The sequence below is a fragment of the Humibacter ginsenosidimutans genome (assembly GCF_007859675.1).
Taxonomy (GTDB): domain Bacteria; phylum Actinomycetota; class Actinomycetes; order Actinomycetales; family Microbacteriaceae; genus Humibacter; species Humibacter ginsenosidimutans.
In genome coordinates this window covers 2,170,565-2,189,745 of the sequence record NZ_CP042305.1, presented here as the reverse complement: position 1 = coordinate 2,189,745, position 19,181 = coordinate 2,170,565, and the positions used below count along the sequence as shown (strand labels likewise).

Here is a 19,181-nt window from a genome sequence, read left to right as displayed (position 1 = left end):
CGATGGCGCGCGTCTCGAAACCCGGTACGCAGAAGATGCCGGGGGTCACGAGACGCGCGCTTCGCGTGCTCCTCAACCCACAGGACGGGGCGCGCTTCGCGTTCTCCTCAACCCGCCGGGTGAGGGGTGTCAGCGCCCGACGGCGATCACCGGGTTCGTCAGCGTGCCGATGTCGTCGACGGCGATCGTCACGACATCGCCAGCCGTGAGCGTGAAGTCGGCACCGGGCACCACGCCGGTACCCGTCAGCAAGATGACGCCGTCGGGAAAGTCGAGGCCGCGGAAGAGCCAGTCGGCGAGATCGGGCAGGGTGCGGGCCATGGCATCCGTCGTCGTGCTGCCCTCGAACACGGTGGCGCCGTCGCGGGCGATCGACATCGCGATGTCGAACGGCGGCGCGGCCAGCCAGGCGGGAACGATCTCCGGTCCCAGCGCGCACGATGCCGTGTACACCTTGGCCTGCGGCAGGTAGAGCAGGTTCTCGCCCTCGATCGAACGGCTGCTCGCGTCATCGCCCGCCACGAAGCCGAAGATGTCGCCCCCTGCGTCGATCACCAGACCGAGCTCGGGCTCCGGCACGTCCCAGCCGGAATCGACGCGCACGCCGACGGGCTCGCCGGGGCCGACGACGCGGCGGCCGGTCGCCTTGAAGAACAGCTCGGGACGCTTCGCGACGTACACGCGGTCGTAAGGCGAGCCGTCCGTGGCCTCCTCGATGCGGCCGTCGCGGCTGCGCAGGTAGGTGACGCCCGCCGCCCACACCTCGTGCTCCGGGTCGACCGGAGCGAGCACGGCGTCGACGTGGATGCCCGCACCCACCGCATCGACGCGCGCCTTCTCCACGACGCCCCGCGCTTCGTCCCGCGGCAGACGCAGCAGCTCGGCGAGCGTCGCGCCCAGTGGTGCGTACACGTCGCCGTTGCGCACCGTCCAGAGCACGTCGTCGCCGGAGCGCACGCGCGCGAGACCGATCGGGGCGCGGGCCGTGATGTCAGTCATGGGGTCGTCCTTTCGTGACGTTCGTGTGTGAACCTGTTCCCGTTCCGGACGTGTGCACCCGTCCCGGCGGACGCGAACGTCCGGAACGGGAACACGTTGTCTGGCGGAGGGGCGGAGGGGCGGGCAAAGGCAGGCGGGGAGTCAATGCGACTCCCGGGTCACGACTGAGCCGCTCGAGCCGACCAGGAAGTCGAGGTCGGCGCCGGTGTCGGCACCTTGCACGTGCTCGACGTACAGCTTCTGCCAGCCGCGCTCGGCATGGGCGAACGAACCGGTCTCACGGAACGGCGGTCTGCGTGCCGCGAGCTCCTCGTCGCTCAGCTCGACCTCGATGCGGCGGTTCGGCACATCCAGCGAGATGATGTCGCCGTCACGAACCAGGGCGAGTGTGCCGCCAGCAGCGGCCTCCGGTGCGACGTGCAGCACGACGGTGCCGTATGCGGTGCCCGACATGCGTCCGTCGCACACCCGCACCATGTCGCGCACGCCCTGCTTGAGCAGCTTCGGCGGCAGCGGCAGGTTGGCGACCTCCGGCATCCCGGGGTAGCCCTTGGGACCGCAGCCGCGCAGCACGAGCACGGAGTCGGCATCCACATCGAGGTCGGGGTCGTCGATGCGGGCGTGGAAGTCCTCGATCGAGTCGAAGACGACGGCCTTGCCTCGGTGCACGAGCAGCTCCGCCGTCGCGGCCGCGGGCTTGATGATCGCGCCCCGGGTGGCGAGGTTGCCGCGCAGCACCGCGATGCCCGCGTCGTCCTGCAGGGGATCCTCGCGCAAGGAGATGACGTCGCGATCCCACACCGGATGCTCGCCGAGGAAGTCCGTCAACGGCACGCCCATCACGGTCTGCGCGCTCGGATCGAAGAGGTCCTTCACCTGATCGAACACCGCCAGCACGCCGCCGGCGCGGAAGAGATCCTCCATGAGGTACTCGCCCGCGGGCTGCAGGTTGACCAGCAGGGGCACGTTCGCGCCGATGCGATCGAAGTCGTCGAGCGTGAGGTCGATGCCGAGCCGTCCCGCGATGGCGAGCAGATGCACGACCGCGTTCGTCGACCCGCCGATCGCGGCCAGGGCCACGATCGCGTTGTGGAACGACTCCTTCGTGATGACCTTCGACACGGTGCGTTGCTCGGCCACGAGCTCGACGGCGAGCCGGCCGGTGGCGTGCGCTGCCTCGAGCAGGCGCGCATCCGCCGCGGGCGTTCCCGCCAGACCCGGAATGGTCATGCCGAGCGCCTCGGCCATGATGCCCATGGTCGACGCCGTGCCCATGGTGTTGCAGTGGCCCTTCGACCGGATCATCGCGGTCTCCGACCGCTCGAACTCCGCCTCGCTCAGCGTGCCGGCGCGCACCTCCTCGCTGAGCTGCCACACGCCGGTGCCGCAGCCCATGAGCTCGCCGCGGAAGTGCCCGTTCAGCATCGGGCCGCCCGGCACGACGACAGCCGGGATGTCGACGGATGCCGCGCCCATCAGCAGCGCGGGAATGGTCTTGTCGCAGCCGCCGAGCAGCACGACGGCATCCACCGGGTTCGCCCGCAGCATCTCCTCGACCTGCATCGCCGCCAGATTGCGCCAGAGCATGGCGGTCGGCTTCACGAGCGTCTCGCCGAGCCCCATCACCGGGATCTCGAGCGGGATCCCGCCCGCCTCGTACACGCCGTTCTTCACGTACTGTGCGACCTCGTTCAGGTGCAGGTTGCACGGCACGAGGTCGCCGGCGGTGTTCGCGATCGCGATCTGGGGGCGCTTGCCGTCGAAGGCATCCCCCGGAATGCCGCGGCGCATCCACGCCCGGTGGATGTACGGGTCGCGGCCATCACCGCCGTACCAGTCCTGGCTGCGCAGGGTCATTCGGGCTCCTTTGCTCGTGAGGCGTGGCGATCGCGGCGGGGCCGCGTGGCGCACGACTCCAGTCTGTCGAATTTGTTCGCACTTCGGGCAATTGGATGCCCGCGAGTGCGCGAAGTCTGGCCGGCGCCTCTGCGGGCGCTAAGCAAACGCAGGGAAGGCGCCCAGCGTTCATAGCAAGTGCATGGATCAGCCAAAGAGCTTTCGCGACAGCTCGCGTTGCACTGGAGTCATCGCATCAAGACGGAACGGACAGATCATCATGCGCAACGACAGAAGCACTCGTCGCACGGTCGGCTGGATCACGGCCGCCGTCGCGGCATCCGTTGTGGTCGCCGCGGGAGGAATGACGGCCAGTGTGCTGACCGTGAGCGACGCGGTCTCCGCGTTCTCGAAAGCGGTCGCATCGCAGTCGGCCGCCGAGCGGGCGGGCTACGGCTACGGGTCGCAGGGAAGCAGCGGCGGCAGCGGCAGCAGCGGAAACGGCAACTCGTACGGCTACGGCTACGGGCAGGACGGCTCGGGCTCGAGCTCCTCAGGAACGGATGCAACGTCATCCCAGGCGAAGGGCATCGTCGTCATCGACACGGTGCTCTCCTACGACCAGGCGGAGGCGGCGGGCACCGGAATGGTGCTCACGAGCTCCGGCGAGATCCTCACCAACAATCACGTGGTCGAAGGCTCCACGAGCATCAAGGTGACAGTGGTCTCCACGGGCAAGACCTACACGGCCAAGGTGGTCGGCACCGACGCCACCGACGATGTCGCCGTGCTGCAGTTGAGCGGCGCATCCGGGCTCACCACGGCATCCATCGGCGACTCGTCGAACGTGTCGACGGGCGACAACGTCACCGCCGTCGGCAACGCGGGCGGCACCGGGTCGCTCACGGCGGCATCCGGAACCGTGACTGGCACCGACAAGTCGATCACGACCCAGGCGGAGAGCTCGGTGGCCTCCGAGAGCCTCAGCGGGCTCATCGAGACGGATGCCGGCATCCAGTCCGGTGATTCCGGCGGGCCGCTCTACAACAGCTCCGGCAAGGTGATCGCCATCGACACCGCGGCTTCCGCCGACACCCAGGTCTCCGACGGCTACGCCATCCCGATCGACGACGCGCTCTCCATCGTGACGAAGATCGAGAACGGCGACGCCGGCTCGAACATCACGATCGGACTTCCCGCCTTCCTCGGCGTGGAGGTCGCGAGCACGGATGCCTCGACCGGGCTCGGCGATTCCGGTCTCGGCTCTGGCCTTGGCGGCTCCTCCGGCTACGGAGGCGGCGACTACGGCTACAGCGGCGGCGACGGCAGCACGCAGACCGCGACGGGCGCCACGATCGCCGAGGTGATCGACGGCACGCCGGCCGCCTCGGCGGGACTCGCAGCGGGCGACACCATCACGGCGGTGGGCGGCACGACCGTGACCTCGTCGGACGGCCTCACCTCCGCGCTGAAGAAGTACAGCCCCGGCGACTCCGTCTCGATCACGTGGACGGACTCCTCCGGAGCCTCGCAGACCGCGACGGTGACGCTGACCTCGGGCCCCGCCGCCTGAGGCACCCCGCGAAGCAGCCCGCGCCCCTCCAGGGCGCGGGCTGCTTCGCGTTCTCCCGCCGAAAGTGCCCGTTCTCGTCGCCGAGCGTGTCGATTCTGGTTGCCGAGGCTGTCGCTTTCGTCGCCCGGCGGCGTGAGTCTGCTCGCCCGGCGGAGTGCCTCGCTACGTCTGGCACCTCGGGCAATACCACGTCTCGCGCAGCTCGAGCTCGCTCGGGCCGAGGCGCATGCGCTCGACGTGGGTGCCGCAGCGGCGGCACGGCATCCCCTCGCGTCGGTGCACGTATGACGTGCGTCCGCGGCGCGTCTCGCCGGTGGTCGAGCGGATGCGCCGATCCCGGTTGGCCACGATCATGCGGTGGGCGAGCGCAACCGTCTTCGCGAGGTCGACATCGCGCACGGGGCGGGTGGGGAGCATCCCGCGCACGAAGCAGAGCTCGTCGACGTACTCGTTGCCGAGCCCCGCGAGATTGCGCTGGTCGAGCAGCGCGACGGCGATCGGCGCGTCGGGATGCTCCGCCAACCTCCGCACGGCCTCCCGCTCGTCCCAGTCGGGGCCGAGCAGATCGGGACCGAGGTGGCCGACGGCATCCGCTTCGCGTGTGGTCGGCAGCACCTCCAGCAGGCCGAGCTCGAAGCCGACGGCCTGTGCCGTCTCGGTGGCGAGCACCGCGCGCGCCTGGAATGCGGGACGCCGCCATGGCTCGCCCGGCGCGTAGACGCGCCATTCGCCCTCCATCTTGAGGTGGCTGTGAATGGTGCTGTCGCCCACCCGCATCAGCAGATGCTTGCCGCGGCTCACGACCTCGTGCACGAGCATGCCGCTGAGGTCGGTCGTGGCGAACGCGGGCACCCGCAGGTCGCAGCGGGTGAGGATGTGGCCGCCGAGCATGTCGTTGAGCAGCCGCGCCTGCTGGTAGACGGTGTCGCCCTCAGGCATCGTGCGCTCCGCGCCATGTCCGCGCGCCGTCGACATGACAGATCACGCTCTCGCGCCGAGAACATGCCCGATCGGCCGGTGTCATGTCGAGCGGCCGGCGCAATCTCACGAGCACCTCACGAGCGCAGCCTCAGGCCGCGCGGCGTCGGCGCGAACCCCGCCGCCACGAGCGCCTCGCCGAACGGCGTGCCGAGCACGAACTCGCCGCCGACGGTCTCGATCGTCAGCGTCGAGATGCGGCCGCGGTGGATGACGTCGGCCAGCGCCCGCGTCGCCGGCCACATCACCTCGGGGTCGCGTTCGAACAACAGCGTGGTCTTGCCACCACGCTCAACGTAGAGAGCGAGCGCCCCGTCGACGAGCACGACGATCGCGCCGGCCTTTCGTCCAGGACGGTGCCCGGTCGCCGACACCTCGGCGGATGCCTGCGGCCACGGCAGCGCGGCCCCGTACGGATTCGCCGGGTCGGTCGCCGCCAACGCGACGGCCTTGCGCGGCGGTTCGAGCGTGCCGTCGAGCGTGAACGTGCGCAGCCGGTCGACGGTGGCGCTGGTCGCGAACTGCGCGGCGCCGAGCGTCTCCACGAAATAGCCACGGCGGGCGCGGCCGGACTCCTCGAACCCGCTGAGCACCCGGTAGGCGAGCGCGAAGCCTCCAGGCTGGTTCTCGGCCATGACGGAGCCTCGCGTGACGACGCCGTAGCGGTCGAGCAGCGTCTCGGCGGAGGCCTTCGCGCGCAGCGTGGCATCCGTCTCCGGCAAGGGGAGGATCGACCAGCGGCCCGCCGTGGTCGGCGGACCGGAGCGTGCCGACGCGGCACGCAGGCCCTCGACCATCGTGGGCTTGCCGTATGCCCTGGGCATCCGAACCCTTGCGCGAGGTGTCGCACGCTGCGGCTTGTGCGCACCGCGGCCACCGGTGAGCGCGCGAAGCGGAGCGAACGTGTCGTTCGTGATGAGGCCGGCCCAGACGAGATCCCAGAGCGCGGTGGCGAGGGCTGCGTCGTCGAGCGAGCCGACGGCATCCGCCAGCTGCCTGAAGAAGAAGGCGCCGCCGGCACCGAGTGCCCCGAGCACCTCGCGCTGCAGCTCGTCCATCGCGTGATCGAGCGGCGGCGGCATGGTGAACGCCGCACTGTCGGCGAGGTGCAGGCCGACCCAGCCGTCATTGCCCGGCAGCGATCCACTGCCGCTCCACAGCACCTCGCCGCTGGCGGTGAGCTCGTCGAGCATGGCCGGCTGGTAGTCGGAGACGCGCGCCGGCAGCACGAGACTCTCCCATGCCGACGCGGGAATACGTGTGCCGGCGAGCTGCTCGATGACGGACGCCACGGCATCCACTCCCCGAAGCCCGCCGCCCACGTGCTGCCACTCGGGCAGGAACCGCGCGAACGTCGTCGGCATGACGGGTTCGACCTCGTGGCGGAGCGCGGCGAGCGAGAGCCGACGGATGCGCCGCAGCACCTCCGCATCGCACCACTCGGTGCCGCTGGCCTGCGGCCGGAACTCGCCCTCCGTGATGCGCCGATCCTGGGCGAGGCGGCGCAGCGTGTCGTGGGCGACCGCGGCGCCGAGCCCGAAGCGGGATGCCGCATCGCCGACCATGAACGGACCGTGCGTTCGCGCGTACCGACCGAGCAGGTCGCCCAGCGGGTCGTCGACCGGCTCGATGAACGCGGTCGGCACGCCGATCGGCAGCGGAACACCGAGCGCATCGCGCAGACGGGCGGAATCCTCGATCGCCGCGTACTGCTCGGCGCCCGCGATGGTGACGCGCAGGGCGCGCTTCGCCGCGACGAGCTCGTCGAGGGTGGCGCGTGCCGCGGCGGGGTCGGCCGCGAACGGCTCCGCCGGTTGAGGAGGCGGCGCAGCCGCCGTCTCGAAACCCGCGCCCGGCTCGGGGTTTCGAGACCCGTCCGCTTCGCGGTCGCTCCTCAACCCACGAGACGACGCGTCCGCCGGTCGCTCAGGCGACCACCGCTGCACGACCTCGTCGACGGTGAGCGGGCCGAGCAGGCGCAGCAGGTCGGCCGCGCCCTCGAGCCCGAACATCCGGCGTTCCGGCGTCAGCCGTTGCACCTCGCGCTCGACGCGCTCGATCACCGCGGGGTCGAGAAGCTCGCGCAGCTCGGCGCGACCGAGCAGCTCGGACAGCAACGAGGCATCCACCGCGAGGGCCGCCGCTCGGCGCTCGGCGAGCGGCGAGTCGCCCTCGTACATGAACGCACCGACATATCCGAACAGCAGCGACCGGGCGAACGGTGATGCCTCTTCGGTGCCGACCTCGACGATGCGGATGTCCCGCGCGGCGATGCGCTCCGCGATGCGGCGCAGGGCCGGCAGGTCGTAGACGTCTTGCAGGCACTCGCGCATGGTCTCGAGGATGATCGGGAACGTCGGATGCTTGCGCGCGACATCCAGAAGCTGCGACGCCTTCTGACGCTGCTGCCACAGCGGTGACCGCTTGCCGGGGTTGTACTTGGGCAGCAGCAGTGCGCGGGCGGCGCACTCCCTGAAGCGGGACGCGAACAGCGCCGACCCCCCGACCTCGTCGGTGACCAGCTGCTCCAGCTCGTCGGCCTCGAACACGAACAGGTCGGCGCCAGGCGGCTCGGCCTCGGCGTCGGGGATGCGCACCACAATGCCGTCGTCGCTGGCGATGCACGAGCCGTCGATGTTCAACCGCTCGCGCACGCGGGCGGCGACAGCCAGCGCCCACGGCGCATGCACTTGCATGCCGTACGGGGAATGCAAGACGAGTCGCCAGTCTCCGAGCTCGTCCCTGAACCGCTCGGCCACGAGCGTGCGGTCGGTCGGCAGGTGTCCGGTCGCCTTCTTCTGGTCGTCGAGGTACGTGAGCAGGTTGCCGGTGGCGTACGCGTCGAGGCCGGCGGCGGAGGCCCGGCCGCGGGCTTCCTGCTCGGATGCCGCCGCCACCTCGCGCACGAACCCCCCGACCGCTTCGCCCAGTTCGGCCGGTCGGCCGAGGCCGTCGCCCTTCCAGAACGGCAGCCGCCCTGGCTCGCCGAACGCCGGCGTGACGAGCACCCGGTCGTGCGTGATCTCCTGGATGCGCCAGCTCGTCGCTCCGAGCGCGAACACGTCGCCGACCCGCGACTCGTAGACCATCTCCTCGTCGAGCTCACCGACGCGACGCCCGCCCTTGGCGGGGTTCAGCTCGTCGGTGCCCACCATGTACACGCCGAACAGGCCGCGATCGGGGATGGTGCCACCGCTCGTCACCGCGAGCCGCTGCGCTCCTGGGCGTGCGGTGAGCGTGCCGCGGTCTCTGTCCCACACCACGCGTGGCCGCAGCTCCGCGAACTCGTCGCTCGGATACCGACCGGCCACGAGGTCGAGCGTGGCGTCGAACGCGCTGCGGGGGAGCGTGGCGAACGGAGCGCTGCGACGCACGGTGTCGAACCAGCCGTCGACATCCACCGGGTCGAGGGCCGTGGCCGCGATGGTCTGCTGCGCGAGGATGTCCAGCGGGTTCGCCGGCACCCGCAGCTCCTCGATGAGCCCCGCGACCATGCGCTCGCTGGCCACCGCCGTGTTGATGAGGTCGGAGCGGTGCTTCGGGAACATCACGCCCTTCGACACCTCGCCCACCTGGTGCCCGGCGCGGCCGACGCGCTGCAGGCCGCTCGCCACCGACGGCGGCGCCTCGACCTGCACGACGAGGTCGACCTCGCCCATGTCGATGCCCAGCTCGAGGCTGCTCGTGGCGACGACGCAACGCAGCCGGCCGGTCTTCAGGTCGTCTTCGATGACGGCGCGCTGCTCCTTGCTGACCGATCCGTGGTGGGCGCGGGCGAGGATGCCGCTGCTCGCGCCCCCCTCGTCGCCGGCCCCGGCCGTCCACTCCCGCGGCTGCCTGCGCTCCTCCATCACGGTGCTCACCGAGAACGGGTCGACGGATGCCGCGGCGCGGCTTCCCCTGGTCTGGCCGGATCCGCCCATGAGATCGGCCGGAGTGCGACTCCGCGGCCCAGTACGGGCATCCACCTCGTCAAGCGCTCGCCCGAGCGGCACGGGCGGCCCGTCGACGCGCCTCACGTGCTCGGGGAACGGGGCGGCCGCTTCGCTCAGCCGCTCCTCGTAGATCTCGTTCATGCGGGCCGTGAGGCGCTCGGCGAGCCGTCGCGAGTTCGCGAACACGATCGAGGAGCGGTGTTCGAGCACGCGGTCGACGATCGCCTCTTCGACGTGCGGCCAGATGGATCCGCCCTGCGGGCTCTGGTCGTCGTCGTGCGCCGACGGGCTCACGTCGCGCATGTCCTCGACCGGCACGACCACCTTCAGATCGAAGCGCTTCTGGGACGCCGGCGCCACGATCGTGACCGGGTTGCGGCCGCCGAGGAATCGAGCCACCTCTTCCGGCGGACGTACCGTGGCGGAGAGGCCGACGCGCTGCACGGGCTTCGGCAGCATGGCGTCCAGTCGCTCAAGCGACACCGCGAAGTGGGCGCCGCGCTTGGTCGCCGCGACCGCGTGCACCTCGTCGACGATCACGGTCTGCACGTTCGCGAGCGTCTCGCGCGCCTGCGAGGTGAGCATGAGGAAGAGGGACTCCGGCGTGGTGATGAGGATGTCCGGCGGCTTCGTCAGCAGAGTGCGGCGCTCGTTCGCGGGAGTGTCGCCGCTGCGCACGCCGACCGTGACACGCGGCGGCTCGGTGCCGAGACGCTTCGCCGTCTGCGTGATGCCCACGAGCGGTGAGCGCAGGTTGCGCTCCACGTCGACACCGAGCGCCTTCAGGGGGGAGATGTAGAGGACGCGGGTGCCGCGGGTCTTCTTCGAGCCTGTCGCCGTCCCGCCGGTCGGCGCCTCGAGCCCGGCGAGCATGCCGGGCTCGACGGCCTCGTGCATCAGCCGGTCGATCGCCCAGAGGAAGGAGGCGAGGGTCTTGCCCGATCCGGTCGGCGCGATGACGAGCGTGTGTTCGCCGCGGGAGATGGCATCCCACGCCCCGAGCTGCGCCGCAGTGGGCGCCTCGAACGCACCCTCGAACCACGCGCGCGTGGCGGGGGAGAAGCGTTCGAGCACCTCACTCATCGATCCATCACAGCACAGGCGACTGACACGAGAGACGTGCGAGCTGGCTCGCATGGCCGAGTGGATGGAGTCCCTGTCGAGCGGTGGCGAGCACAGGCGACTGACACGAGAGACGTGCGAGCTGGCTCGCATGGCCGAGTGGATGGAGTCCTGTCGAGCGGTGGCGAGCACAGGCGACTGACACGCACGGGTGCCTGATGCCGCTGTCGGCGGGGCGGGGTACCGTCGCCCCATGCAGACCTTTCTGATCCCGGGACTCTGGCTGGATGCATCGTCGTGGGATGTCGTGACCCGCGCCGTCGATCGGGCCGGCTACCACGCGCATCCGCTCACGATGCCGGGCCTGGAGTCCGACGAGACCGATCGCAGCCACATCACGCTGGATTCGCACATCGACTACGTCGTCGACCTCATCGACCACGCGCCCGCAGACGAAGAAGTGGCCCTGGTCGCGCACAGCGGCGGGGCGCTCGTGGCCAACGGTGCTGTCGACAGACGTCCCGACCGGGTCACGCGCGTGGTCTACGTCGACTCGTGGCCGGGTGGCGAGGGGGCCATCGTGAACGACGAGATTCCGCACGATGACGCCGACATGCCGTTCCCGGGATGGGATGCCTTCGAGGAGCAGGACGTGCGCGACATCACTCCCGAGCTGGGCGCGCAGATCGCGAGCCACACGCATCCATCGCCCGCACACGCGGCGGTCGACCCGCTGCACGTGCACGACGAGAAGCGGCTCGATGTGCCGACGACCATCATCACCTCGAGCATGACGCCGGAGGAGATGAACGAGTACATCGACGGCGGTGCACCGTGGCTCGACGAGGTGTCGAGGCTGTCGTCGCTGCACATCGTGGGGCTGCCCACCGGCCACTGGCCGCAGTACACGAGGCCCGACGAGCTGGCAGCCCTCGTGGTCGACGCGCTCGGCGAGGACGACGAGAGCGACTGAGTCGCGTCGCGCCGGCTAGCTGAGCGCGCTGACTGGCCGAGCGAGCGGACGGTCACTCCCGGGGCGGGAACTCGGCGACGAGGGGTGTGTCGGCCCCGATCGGTCCGAGCTTCGCCGCTCCACCGGGAGAGCCGAGCGGTTCGTCCCGCCCCGGGAGGGTCTGGGTGAAGAAGCGCGCGTTGTCGTCTTCGTACTCCTGCCACTCGGCGGGCAGGTCGGCGTTGTAGAAGATGGCCTGCACGGGGCACACGGGTTCGCAGGCGCCGCAGTCGATGCATTCGTCGGGGTGGATGTAGAGGGACCTGCCGCCCTCGTAGATGCAGTCGACGGGACATTCATCGACGCACGCACGATCCATGACGTCGATGCAGGGTTCTGCGATGACGAAGACCATCTGTGACGCTCCTTTCGCGTTCGCCGTCGATCGGGTGGTCGGCGGAAGCGATCTACGCCTAGAATAAACAGGAATTTCGTGCTCTAAAAGCCCCTCTCTTCGTCGGGCGCGGACATCGGGCACAGCTGGCACCTCGAGGAGGACCCCGTGAACACGCCCACCACAGACGCCGTCGCCACGCACGGCACCCGCGTGATCGCGCACGACGCAGCCGGGGTGACCGGCCTGCTGCCGATGCGTCCGGGGGCGGTGGCGACCCGGCGCATCCTCAAGGCTCCCGGCTTCACCGCCGTGCGCATCGCGCTTGACGAGGGCGAGACCATGCGCGAACACCAGGCGGCCGTGCCGATCCTCATCCAGGTGGTCGAGGGCACGGTCGACATCGACACCGAGGGTGTCGTCACGCGCTTCGACACCGGCGGCTCGCTGTACGTCGCCGCGCGGGTGCCGCACTCGCTCTACGGCGTGACGGCGGTGCACCTGCTGCTCATCCTCGCCGACCACGTCGCGACCAGCGGGCAAACGAGCGACCACGACCACCACCACGACGGGCGCGACCACGCCTCCCAGCACGCAGCGGGCGTCGCCGTGGACGCCCACCTCGCCGACCTCACGACGCCGCCGGCGGGCGTCACCCCGCTGGTGCTCTCGGAGAAGTCCGCACATCCCGCGGACTGCACGTGCGGCGAAGAGGATGCCCGAGAGTACCCGGAACTCGACGTGCGCACGGTTCCGCACGCCATCCGGCACGCCGTCGTGCTCGGCGCCCTCGACTCGCTCGGCGCCGACGGCGGCATCGTGCTCGTCGCAGGGCACGATCCGCTGCCGCTGCTGCGGCAGATCGGGGAGCGGCACGGCGACCGGTTCGAGGTGACCTACCTCGAACGCGGGCCGGAGGCGTGGCGGCTGCAGCTGGCCTCCGTGCTTCCCGACAGCGCGGCGTGACGAGGAGCGGAGCGATGACGGATCGCACGGTGTCGCGCACGGAGCGGCGACCGGTTCCGAAGGTCCGCGGGCCGCACGCCTTCGACTACGCGCAGGCGTCGAACGCCGGGCGGTCGCTCTGGGACCGGTGGGCGACGGCCTTCGTCGTCGCCGGTGCCGCGTTCGTCGTGCTCGGCGGGCTCGTGTCGGCGGCGGCCGGCCCGCTGTCCTGGAGCGACGGATCGTGGCTCGCCGCCTACCTCGTGCTCGTGTGCGGCGTGGCGCAGTGCCTGTTCGGCGTGCAGAGGATGATCGCGCCCGCGCCCCTCACAGCGCGCGGCTTCGTGCTCGTGTTCGTGGGCTGGAACCTCGGGAACGCTGCCGTCGCGGGCGGCGACCTGGCGGGCATCCCGGTCGTGGTCGCGGTCGGCGGAGTGCTGCTCGCCGCCGTGCTCGTCGCGCAGCTCGTGCAGCTGAGGCACACCGTGCCGGGGCGACGGGTCTGGGCGTGGGCGTGCGGTGCGGTGCTCGTGGTGCTGCTGGTGAGCATCCCGGTGGGGGTCGTGCTGTCGGCGATCTCGGGCGGTGGGAACGCGCATCCGTAGGCGTGGGCCGCTGCGGACAAGAGCATCCGTAAGATCGAGCCATGGCGGTGCGCACTCCCGATCCGGATCCGGATGACTCCCTGCCGTCGCGGGACTCCGCGGGGGTGGACGAGGCGCTCGACGCGAGCGCGCTCGACGGCGGGGCACTGCCCGGCGTCGGCCCCGGCTGGCTCAGCGACCTCGAGCTGGAGCAGGTGCGTCAGCGCATGCCGATCCTCTACGTCGAGGCAGTGCCGGTGCGAGTGGATGGCCTCGGCCAGGTCACCGAGATCGGCCTGCTGCTGCGTGCGAATTCCGTGGGCGAGATCACCCGCACGGTCGTATCGGGCCGTGTGATGTACGGCGAGACGCTGCGTGACGCGCTGTTCCGGCACCTGGAGAAGGACCTCGGTCCGATGGCCTTTCCGCAGCTGCCTGCGAGCCCCGTGCCGTTCATGGTGGCGGAATACTTCCCCATCCCGGGCGTCTCGGCGTACCACGACGATCGGCAGCACGCGGTGTCGCTCGCCTATGTGGTGCCGATGACGGGGACGACGGAGCCGCGACCCGACGCGCTGGAGCTGACGTGGATGACGCCGGCCGAGGCATCAGCTCCGCAGGTCGCCGCCGACATGGAGGGCGGTCGCGGCACGCTGCTGCGCGCGGCGCTCGCCTCGGTCGGCGTGCTGCCGTAGCGGTACAACCCGCGGGGCAGAGTGTGCTTCAACCCGCGTCAGTGACCACCCGGTTATCCTGTTGCGATCGTGCCGACGAGGGGAGCCGCGTGAAGCCGCTGACCGAGCAGGACATCCGTGGGTCGTTCGTGAACGCCACCGACGAGCAGCTGGCGAGGCTGCCGATTCCGGGGATTCACGAGACGCTGTGGGACGAACGGGAGTTTCTCGGGTGGCGTGACCCGCAGGCATCCCACCTCGGCTACATCGTGCACTGGATGCACGACCGCCCCACCGGCATCGTGCTGCGGGCGGCCAGTGGCGGGCTCCGCCCCGGCATCGCGGCTATGTGCTCGTTCTGCCATTCGTCGCAGCCCGCGACCCAGGTGCGCATGTTCAGCGCGCCGCGGGCGGGCGACGCCGGCCGCAACGGCAACACGATCGGCTCGTACATCTGCGACGACCTGGCGTGCTCGCTGCTCATCCGCATCGTGCCGCCGCACGCGCAGTCGTCCGAGCACATCGCGGAGCGGGCGGATGCCCTGCTCACTCGGGTGCACAACTTCACGGCCACCGTGATGAAGACGGCCTGACGGGTGCGCGTCCGGCTCTCTGACCATGCGTTGCTGTGCAGCGACGCAGGATATGCGTGCGCTCGTGTCGGATATGTGCTCGGCTGCACGAATATCCTGCACGGCGGCGGCTGACTAACGTTGACCCCGTGAACTCTCCGATCGACGCCACCACCACCGCTGCCTGGGCCGAGCTCGAGGCCCACAAGAAATCGTTCGCGCCTGATCTGCGCGGCTGGTTCGCCACCGACCCCACCCGCGTCGAACGCCTCAGCTTCCCGCTGGCCGACCTGCACGTCGACCTGTCGAAGAATCTGGTGACCGACGACATCCTCGCCTCTCTCCTGCGTCTGGCCGAGCAGGTCGGCGTCGCCGAGCGGTTCCGGCAGATGCTCGCCGGCGTGCACATCAACACGACCGAGGACCGCGCGGTGCTGCACACGGCGCTGCGCAGACCGGCGGATGCCTCGCCCGAGCTCGTCGTCGACGGCCAGCACGTGGACCACGACGTGCAGGAGGTGCTCGACCGCATCGCCGCGTTCGCAGACCGGGTGCGCTCCGGCGACTTCGCCGGCGTCACCGGCAAAAAGGTCGCCACGGTCGTGAACATCGGCATCGGGGGCTCCGACCTCGGCCCGGTCATGGTCTACGAGGCGCTCAAGCCCTATGCGGACGCCGGCATCGAGGCCCGCTTCATCTCCAACATCGACCCGACCGACCTCGCGCAGAAGACGGCCGACCTCGACCCCGAGACCACGCTCTTCATCGTCGCCTCGAAGACCTTCACGACGCTCGAGACGCTCACCAATGCGCGCCTCGCCCGCGACTGGCTGTGGAAGGGCCTGATCGCGGCGGGCGCCATCGCCGACGACGAGCAGAGCAAGAAGGATGCCGTCGCCCATCACTTCATCGCCGTCTCGACCGCGCTCGACAAGGTCGCAGCGTTCGGCATCGACACCGACAACGCGTTCGGCTTCTGGGACTGGGTGGGCGGCCGCTACTCCGTGGACTCGGCCATCGGCACGTCACTGGCGATCGCGCTCGGGCCGGAGAACTTCAGCGAGTTCCTCGCCGGGTTCCACGCCGTCGACGAGCACGTGGCATCGACTCCGCTGGAGCGGAACGTGCCCGTGCTCATGGGTCTGCTCAATGTCTGGTACTCGAACCTGCTCGGCGCCCAGTCGCACGCCGTGCTGCCGTACGCTCAGCTGTTGCACCGCTTCCCTGCCTACCTGCAGCAGCTCACGATGGAGTCCAACGGCAAGTCCGTGCGCTGGGACGGCTCGCCCGTCACCACCACGACCGGCGAGGTCTTCTGGGGCGAGCCGGGCACGAACGGCCAGCACGCGTTCTACCAGCTGATCCACCAGGGCACGCGGCTCATCCCTGCCGACTTCATCGCGTTCGCGAACCCGGCCTATCCGCTGAAGGACGGCGACAGGGACGTGCACGGCCTGTTCCTGGCGAACTTCCTCGCGCAGACGAAGGCGCTCGCGTTCGGCAAGACGGCCGAGGAGGTCGAGGCGGAGGGGACGACCGGTGCGCTGGTCGCTGCCCGCACGTTCGCGGGGAACCGGCCAACGACATCCATCATGGCGGCGGCACTGACGCCGCGCGTGCTGGGCGAGCTGATCGCGCTGTACGAGCACATCACGTTCACGCAGGGCGTGGTGTGGGGCATCAACTCGTTCGACCAGTGGGGTGTCGAGCTCGGCAAGCAGCTCGCCCTGCAGATCGCTCCCGCGATCGAGGGCGACGAGGATGCCGCTGCAGCGCAGGACGCGTCGACCCGCGCGCTCCTGGAGTACTACCGGCAGCACCGCGACTGACTCGATGGGCGCCCCGCCGTGCGGCGGGGCGCCCACCCGTTGACGCCTTCTCGGTGACACCTGCGTCGGCGAGGATCACTCACTGACGCTCACGCAGCGACGAGCGCTCCGCGGGCTATGCGACCGGAGCGTTCGGCGGGGTCTCGACGGTCACCGCTTTCTCGGCGTTGCGGCTCGGGAACGCGGCGAGCACCAGGCAAGTGACCCACAGCACGCTGCAGGCAGACATGATCACGGCGATGAGCACGCCTTCCGCCGCCGGGGACATGCCGAGGTTCCCGAACACGGATGGGTAGGCGGCGACATCGCTCGCTCCGTCGATGGCGAGCGGCGGCACGAGAAGCAGCACCAGAAGCGCCAGCATCGCGAACGAATAGGGCGTGCCCGCCATGCCCGCCGTGCGGTTGGCCCTGATGCAGACGCTGATGATCGGGGGGATCAGCAGCAGCACGAACATCACCGGCACGACGAAGATCATCAGCACCCCGGCCCATCCGGGATTGCCCGACCCCGGGATCAGGAACCACCAGAAGCCGAGGAACACGGGCAGCACCCACTGCAGCCAGAAGACGGTCTTGGGGAAAATCGCCATCCGGACATTCTGCAGGAGCGGCGTTCAGGGCACGAGTTCGAAGCCGGAGCGGTGTGCGTTCGGCTGTGCTCGTTGGTGAGACCGCCGGCAGACGTGAGTTTTGGCCAACGCCGCGGCCACGTACGGGGCTTGTCGGCCGGGCATCTCCGTTGTATCTTTTGAACGTGTTCAAAAACGGAGACATCGAGCCGGGGGAACCGGGCCGGCCGCTCTCGAAGGCGGAGCGCACGCGCACGAGAATCCGCGACACGGCCGTGCGCTCCTTCCGCGAGAACGGCTTCGACGCGACCACGATGCGCCGGGTCGCCGACGAAGCGGGGGTGTCGCTCGGCAACGCGTACTACTACTTCCCGACCAAGAACCACCTCGTGCAGGAGCTGTACGTCGAGGTGCAGGAGGCGCATCGCTCGGCGGTCGAGCCGAGGTTGCGGGCGTCCACCGATCTCGTCGAGCGGCTGGGCATCGTCTACCGCGAGGGGCTGGCTCAGCTGGCGCCGTTCCACGAGTTCGCGCCGGGATTCTTGAACGCGATGATCTCGCCTACGTCGCCGCTCAACCCGTTGTCGCCCGAGTCGGGGCCGGCGCGCGAGATCACGGTCGGACTCTTCCGCGAAGCCGTCACCGGCGCGAGGAACCGTCTGCCGGCCGAGTTCGAGGCGAGGATGCCCGACGTGCTCTGGCTCGGTCACCTTCAGCTGAGCCTGTACTGGTCGTACGACCAGTCGGAAGGCCAACAGCGCACTCAGCGCCTGCTCGACCAGGGACTGCGGCTGCTGAAAGTGGCGCTGCCGGCGATCCGGATGCCGTTCCTTCGCGCCCCGGTGCGCTCAGTACTCGACCTGGTTGCGGAGGTGGGGTTGTGACTGCCATCGCCGGGCGCTACGGAACGGCGATACCGCGCGATAAGGAGCATCCGCGGGCGTTCAGGACGTCGGAATTCTTCCGGGGTGTCGCGATCGCGTACGCGGTGTTCCAGCCGATCGGTGCGGTCATTCTGGGAGTCGGCTCTGGATTGGGGAATCCGTCGTACCCGGACGGTGGCATCGGGGCAGCACTTCTTGCTGGCGCGCTCTTCTGGCTGATCGGGGGTGTCGTCGTGAGCGCGGTGGCCACGGTGGTCGGCGTTCCGTTCGCGTATCTGCTGGGACGCTCGCTGATAAGGGTCCGTCACGACTGGGTGCACGTTCTCGCATTTCTGGCGTTCGGGTTGTCGCTCGGTCTGGCCATCGAATACGTGTTCAGCTTCGGTTCGGGACCGTTCGGCACGTTGCTCGATGCGTGGTCGCCGCTGCGGGCGTACACCTGGGCCTGCGGTTTCGTCGTGGTTGTCGGCTGGTGGACGACCTCTCGGCTGGCGCTGTCGAAAGACGCGAGAGCCTTGGTATCGGCCGAGGAGTCGAACCGGCGATGACGTCCTCTGTCTCGTCGGCGTCGTTGGTCGATCGCAAGCTCGTCGTGAAATCGCAGGGCGCCCCGACCGGCACCGATCTTTATGCAGCAGACTCCGTTCGTCAGCTCTTCGATCGCATGTCACGCACGTACGAGCGAGTCAACGTCGTGCTGTCGCTGGGCTTCTCGGCGCGGTGGCGGCGGCAGCTCGCGCGACTGGCGCCGATGCAGCGGCGAGGGGCGAGCATCCTCGACGCGATGTGCGGGATGGGTGAGACGTGGGATGTGCTCACGCGCCGGTTTGCAGATGCGCGGTTCTCCGCGCTCGACTTCTCACCGCAGATGACCGGGCGTGCTCGGGTGCGCAACTTATCGCGGCACGCCGGACGCTTCGCCGTTCTCGAGCGCGACATGCTTGCGAGCGGGCTGCCGGACGCGAGTTTCGACCTGGTCATCAGCGCATACGGAGTGAAGACATTCGATCAGGAGCAGTCCGTGCGGTTCGCCGATGAGCTCGCGCGCATCCTTCGTCCAGGAGGCACTTTCGCGTTCATCGAGGTGACCGAACCGCCGAGCCTCCTGCTCAGAATGCTGTACGGCCTCTACATCGGAACGATCGTTCCCGCGTTGGCGAGACTGCTGGTTGCCGACACCGAGCAGTACCGGATGCTCGGGCGCTACCTTCGCGCGTACGGCGACGGGCGACGGACGCTCGATGCGCTGGCCGGACATCCACTGCTCGTCGTCGAGGCGCGCAAGCACTTCTTCGGCTGCGCGACGAGCTTCAGCGGCTACCGTCTGGCGCAGGCCGCTCGGCCCTGAGTCGTGGCGCAGGCCGCGCCGGCGCCACCTGGCTGATGTCGCCGC

Annotated in this window: 16 protein-coding genes; 10 read left to right on the top strand and 6 right to left on the bottom strand. The window is 69.8% G+C overall.

All coding sequences use genetic code 11. The features are described 5' to 3' along the window. Positions 1-129 precede the first annotated feature (129 nt). Both FPZ11_RS10065 and FPZ11_RS10060 read right to left on the bottom strand, forming a co-directional pair. A complete protein-coding gene (locus tag FPZ11_RS10065) occupies positions 130-999 on the bottom strand; it encodes a fumarylacetoacetate hydrolase family protein (protein WP_146320569.1) in 870 nt (289 codons plus the stop codon). 141 nt (positions 1,000-1,140) lie between these two features. Then, entirely contained in the window at positions 1,141-2,856 is a 1,716-nt protein-coding gene (locus FPZ11_RS10060; protein ID WP_146320567.1) for a dihydroxy-acid dehydratase, read from the bottom strand. Between the two features lie 259 nt (positions 2,857-3,115). Here FPZ11_RS10060 and FPZ11_RS10055 point away from each other — a divergent pair, with 259 nt between their 5' ends. Further along, positions 3,116-4,408, top strand: coding sequence for a S1C family serine protease (locus tag FPZ11_RS10055; protein ID WP_168203789.1), 1,293 nt, complete (start codon positions 3,116-3,118; stop codon positions 4,406-4,408). A 162-nt stretch (positions 4,409-4,570) separates the two neighbouring features. Here FPZ11_RS10055 and FPZ11_RS10050 read toward each other — a convergent pair whose 3' ends face one another. Together FPZ11_RS10050 and FPZ11_RS10045 are read right to left on the bottom strand one after the other, a co-directional pair. Next, the gene (locus tag FPZ11_RS10050) at positions 4,571-5,347 is read right to left on the bottom strand and encodes a DNA-formamidopyrimidine glycosylase family protein (protein WP_146320563.1); all 777 of its coding nucleotides are present in this window, start codon (positions 5,345-5,347) and stop codon (positions 4,571-4,573) included. Between the two features lie 116 nt (positions 5,348-5,463). After that, complete coding sequence (locus FPZ11_RS10045; RefSeq protein ID WP_146320561.1) at positions 5,464-10,404, bottom strand: Lhr family ATP-dependent helicase; 4,941 nt, start codon at positions 10,402-10,404, stop codon at positions 5,464-5,466. A gap of 232 nt (positions 10,405-10,636) precedes the next feature. Between FPZ11_RS10045 and FPZ11_RS10040 the strand changes: the two genes are divergently transcribed. Continuing rightward, positions 10,637-11,356 (top strand): alpha/beta fold hydrolase, encoded by a 720-nt coding sequence (locus FPZ11_RS10040; protein ID WP_146320559.1) that lies wholly within the window; start codon positions 10,637-10,639, stop codon positions 11,354-11,356. Positions 11,357-11,408: 52 nt separating this feature from the next. Here FPZ11_RS10040 and fdxA read toward each other — a convergent pair whose 3' ends face one another. After that, positions 11,409-11,750, bottom strand: a complete 342-nt coding sequence (gene fdxA / locus FPZ11_RS10035; RefSeq protein WP_146320557.1) for a ferredoxin — start codon at positions 11,748-11,750, stop codon at positions 11,409-11,411. 147 nt (positions 11,751-11,897) lie between these two features. On the opposite strand from fdxA, the gene FPZ11_RS10030 reads away from it, so the two are divergent. From FPZ11_RS10030 to pgi, 5 genes are all read left to right on the top strand, one after another. After that, positions 11,898-12,695 (top strand): DUF2249 domain-containing protein, encoded by a 798-nt coding sequence (locus tag FPZ11_RS10030; RefSeq protein WP_246846173.1) that lies wholly within the window; start codon positions 11,898-11,900, stop codon positions 12,693-12,695. Between the two features lie 14 nt (positions 12,696-12,709). After that, on the top strand, positions 12,710-13,279 hold the full coding sequence (locus tag FPZ11_RS10025; RefSeq protein WP_146320555.1) for a hypothetical protein: 570 nt from the start codon (positions 12,710-12,712) through the stop codon (positions 13,277-13,279). Between the two features lie 41 nt (positions 13,280-13,320). Next, on the top strand, positions 13,321-13,953 hold the full coding sequence (locus FPZ11_RS10020; protein ID WP_146320554.1) for an NUDIX hydrolase family protein: 633 nt from the start codon (positions 13,321-13,323) through the stop codon (positions 13,951-13,953). Between the two features lie 89 nt (positions 13,954-14,042). Continuing rightward, positions 14,043-14,525: an FBP domain-containing protein gene (locus FPZ11_RS10015; protein ID WP_168203788.1), complete on the top strand. Its 483-nt coding sequence runs from the start codon at positions 14,043-14,045 to the stop codon at positions 14,523-14,525. Positions 14,526-14,653: 128 nt separating this feature from the next. Further along, positions 14,654-16,333 carry a glucose-6-phosphate isomerase gene (gene pgi, locus FPZ11_RS10010; protein ID WP_146320549.1) on the top strand — a complete coding sequence of 560 codons (1,680 nt, stop codon included), beginning with the start codon at positions 14,654-14,656 and terminating at the stop codon, positions 16,331-16,333. Positions 16,334-16,448: 115 nt separating this feature from the next. Here pgi and FPZ11_RS10005 read toward each other — a convergent pair whose 3' ends face one another. Beyond that, the gene (locus FPZ11_RS10005) at positions 16,449-16,925 is read right to left on the bottom strand and encodes a hypothetical protein (protein ID WP_146320547.1); all 477 of its coding nucleotides are present in this window, start codon (positions 16,923-16,925) and stop codon (positions 16,449-16,451) included. Positions 16,926-17,089: 164 nt separating this feature from the next. Here FPZ11_RS10005 and FPZ11_RS10000 point away from each other — a divergent pair, with 164 nt between their 5' ends. The 3 genes from FPZ11_RS10000 to FPZ11_RS09990 are packed head-to-tail and all read left to right on the top strand — an operon-like array spanning position 17,090 to position 19,136. Then, positions 17,090-17,788 (top strand): TetR/AcrR family transcriptional regulator, encoded by a 699-nt coding sequence (locus FPZ11_RS10000; RefSeq protein WP_246846172.1) that lies wholly within the window; start codon positions 17,090-17,092, stop codon positions 17,786-17,788. Beyond that, on the top strand, positions 17,785-18,336 hold the full coding sequence (locus FPZ11_RS09995) for a hypothetical protein (RefSeq protein ID WP_146320545.1): 552 nt from the start codon (positions 17,785-17,787) through the stop codon (positions 18,334-18,336). Before FPZ11_RS10000 ends, FPZ11_RS09995 begins: the two co-directional genes overlap by 4 nt. Further along, the gene (locus FPZ11_RS09990) at positions 18,333-19,136 is read left to right on the top strand and encodes a class I SAM-dependent methyltransferase (RefSeq protein ID WP_146320543.1); all 804 of its coding nucleotides are present in this window, start codon (positions 18,333-18,335) and stop codon (positions 19,134-19,136) included. Before FPZ11_RS09995 ends, FPZ11_RS09990 begins: the two co-directional genes overlap by 4 nt. The last annotated feature ends 45 nt before the right edge of the window (positions 19,137-19,181 follow it).

What these genes read in the sequence shown, in the direction of transcription:
- FPZ11_RS10065 (WP_146320569.1), bottom strand. Translation starts at nt 999, where the DNA reads ATGACTGACATCACGGCCCGCGCCCCGATCGGTCTCGCGCGCGTGCGC.
- FPZ11_RS10060 (WP_146320567.1), bottom strand. Translation starts at nt 2,856, where the DNA reads ATGACCCTGCGCAGCCAGGACTGGTACGGCGGTGATGGCCGCGACCCG.
- FPZ11_RS10055 (WP_168203789.1), top strand. Translation starts at nt 3,116, where the DNA reads ATGCGCAACGACAGAAGCACTCGTCGCACGGTCGGCTGGATCACGGCC.
- FPZ11_RS10050 (WP_146320563.1), bottom strand. Translation starts at nt 5,347, where the DNA reads ATGCCTGAGGGCGACACCGTCTACCAGCAGGCGCGGCTGCTCAACGAC.
- FPZ11_RS10045 (WP_146320561.1), bottom strand. Translation starts at nt 10,404, where the DNA reads ATGAGTGAGGTGCTCGAACGCTTCTCCCCCGCCACGCGCGCGTGGTTC.
- FPZ11_RS10040 (WP_146320559.1), top strand. Translation starts at nt 10,637, where the DNA reads ATGCAGACCTTTCTGATCCCGGGACTCTGGCTGGATGCATCGTCGTGG.
- fdxA (WP_146320557.1), bottom strand. Translation starts at nt 11,750, where the DNA reads ATGGTCTTCGTCATCGCAGAACCCTGCATCGACGTCATGGATCGTGCG.
- FPZ11_RS10025 (WP_146320555.1), top strand. Translation starts at nt 12,710, where the DNA reads ATGACGGATCGCACGGTGTCGCGCACGGAGCGGCGACCGGTTCCGAAG.
- FPZ11_RS10020 (WP_146320554.1), top strand. Translation starts at nt 13,321, where the DNA reads ATGGCGGTGCGCACTCCCGATCCGGATCCGGATGACTCCCTGCCGTCG.
- FPZ11_RS10005 (WP_146320547.1), bottom strand. Translation starts at nt 16,925, where the DNA reads ATGGCGATTTTCCCCAAGACCGTCTTCTGGCTGCAGTGGGTGCTGCCC.
- FPZ11_RS09990 (WP_146320543.1), top strand. Translation starts at nt 18,333, where the DNA reads ATGACGTCCTCTGTCTCGTCGGCGTCGTTGGTCGATCGCAAGCTCGTC.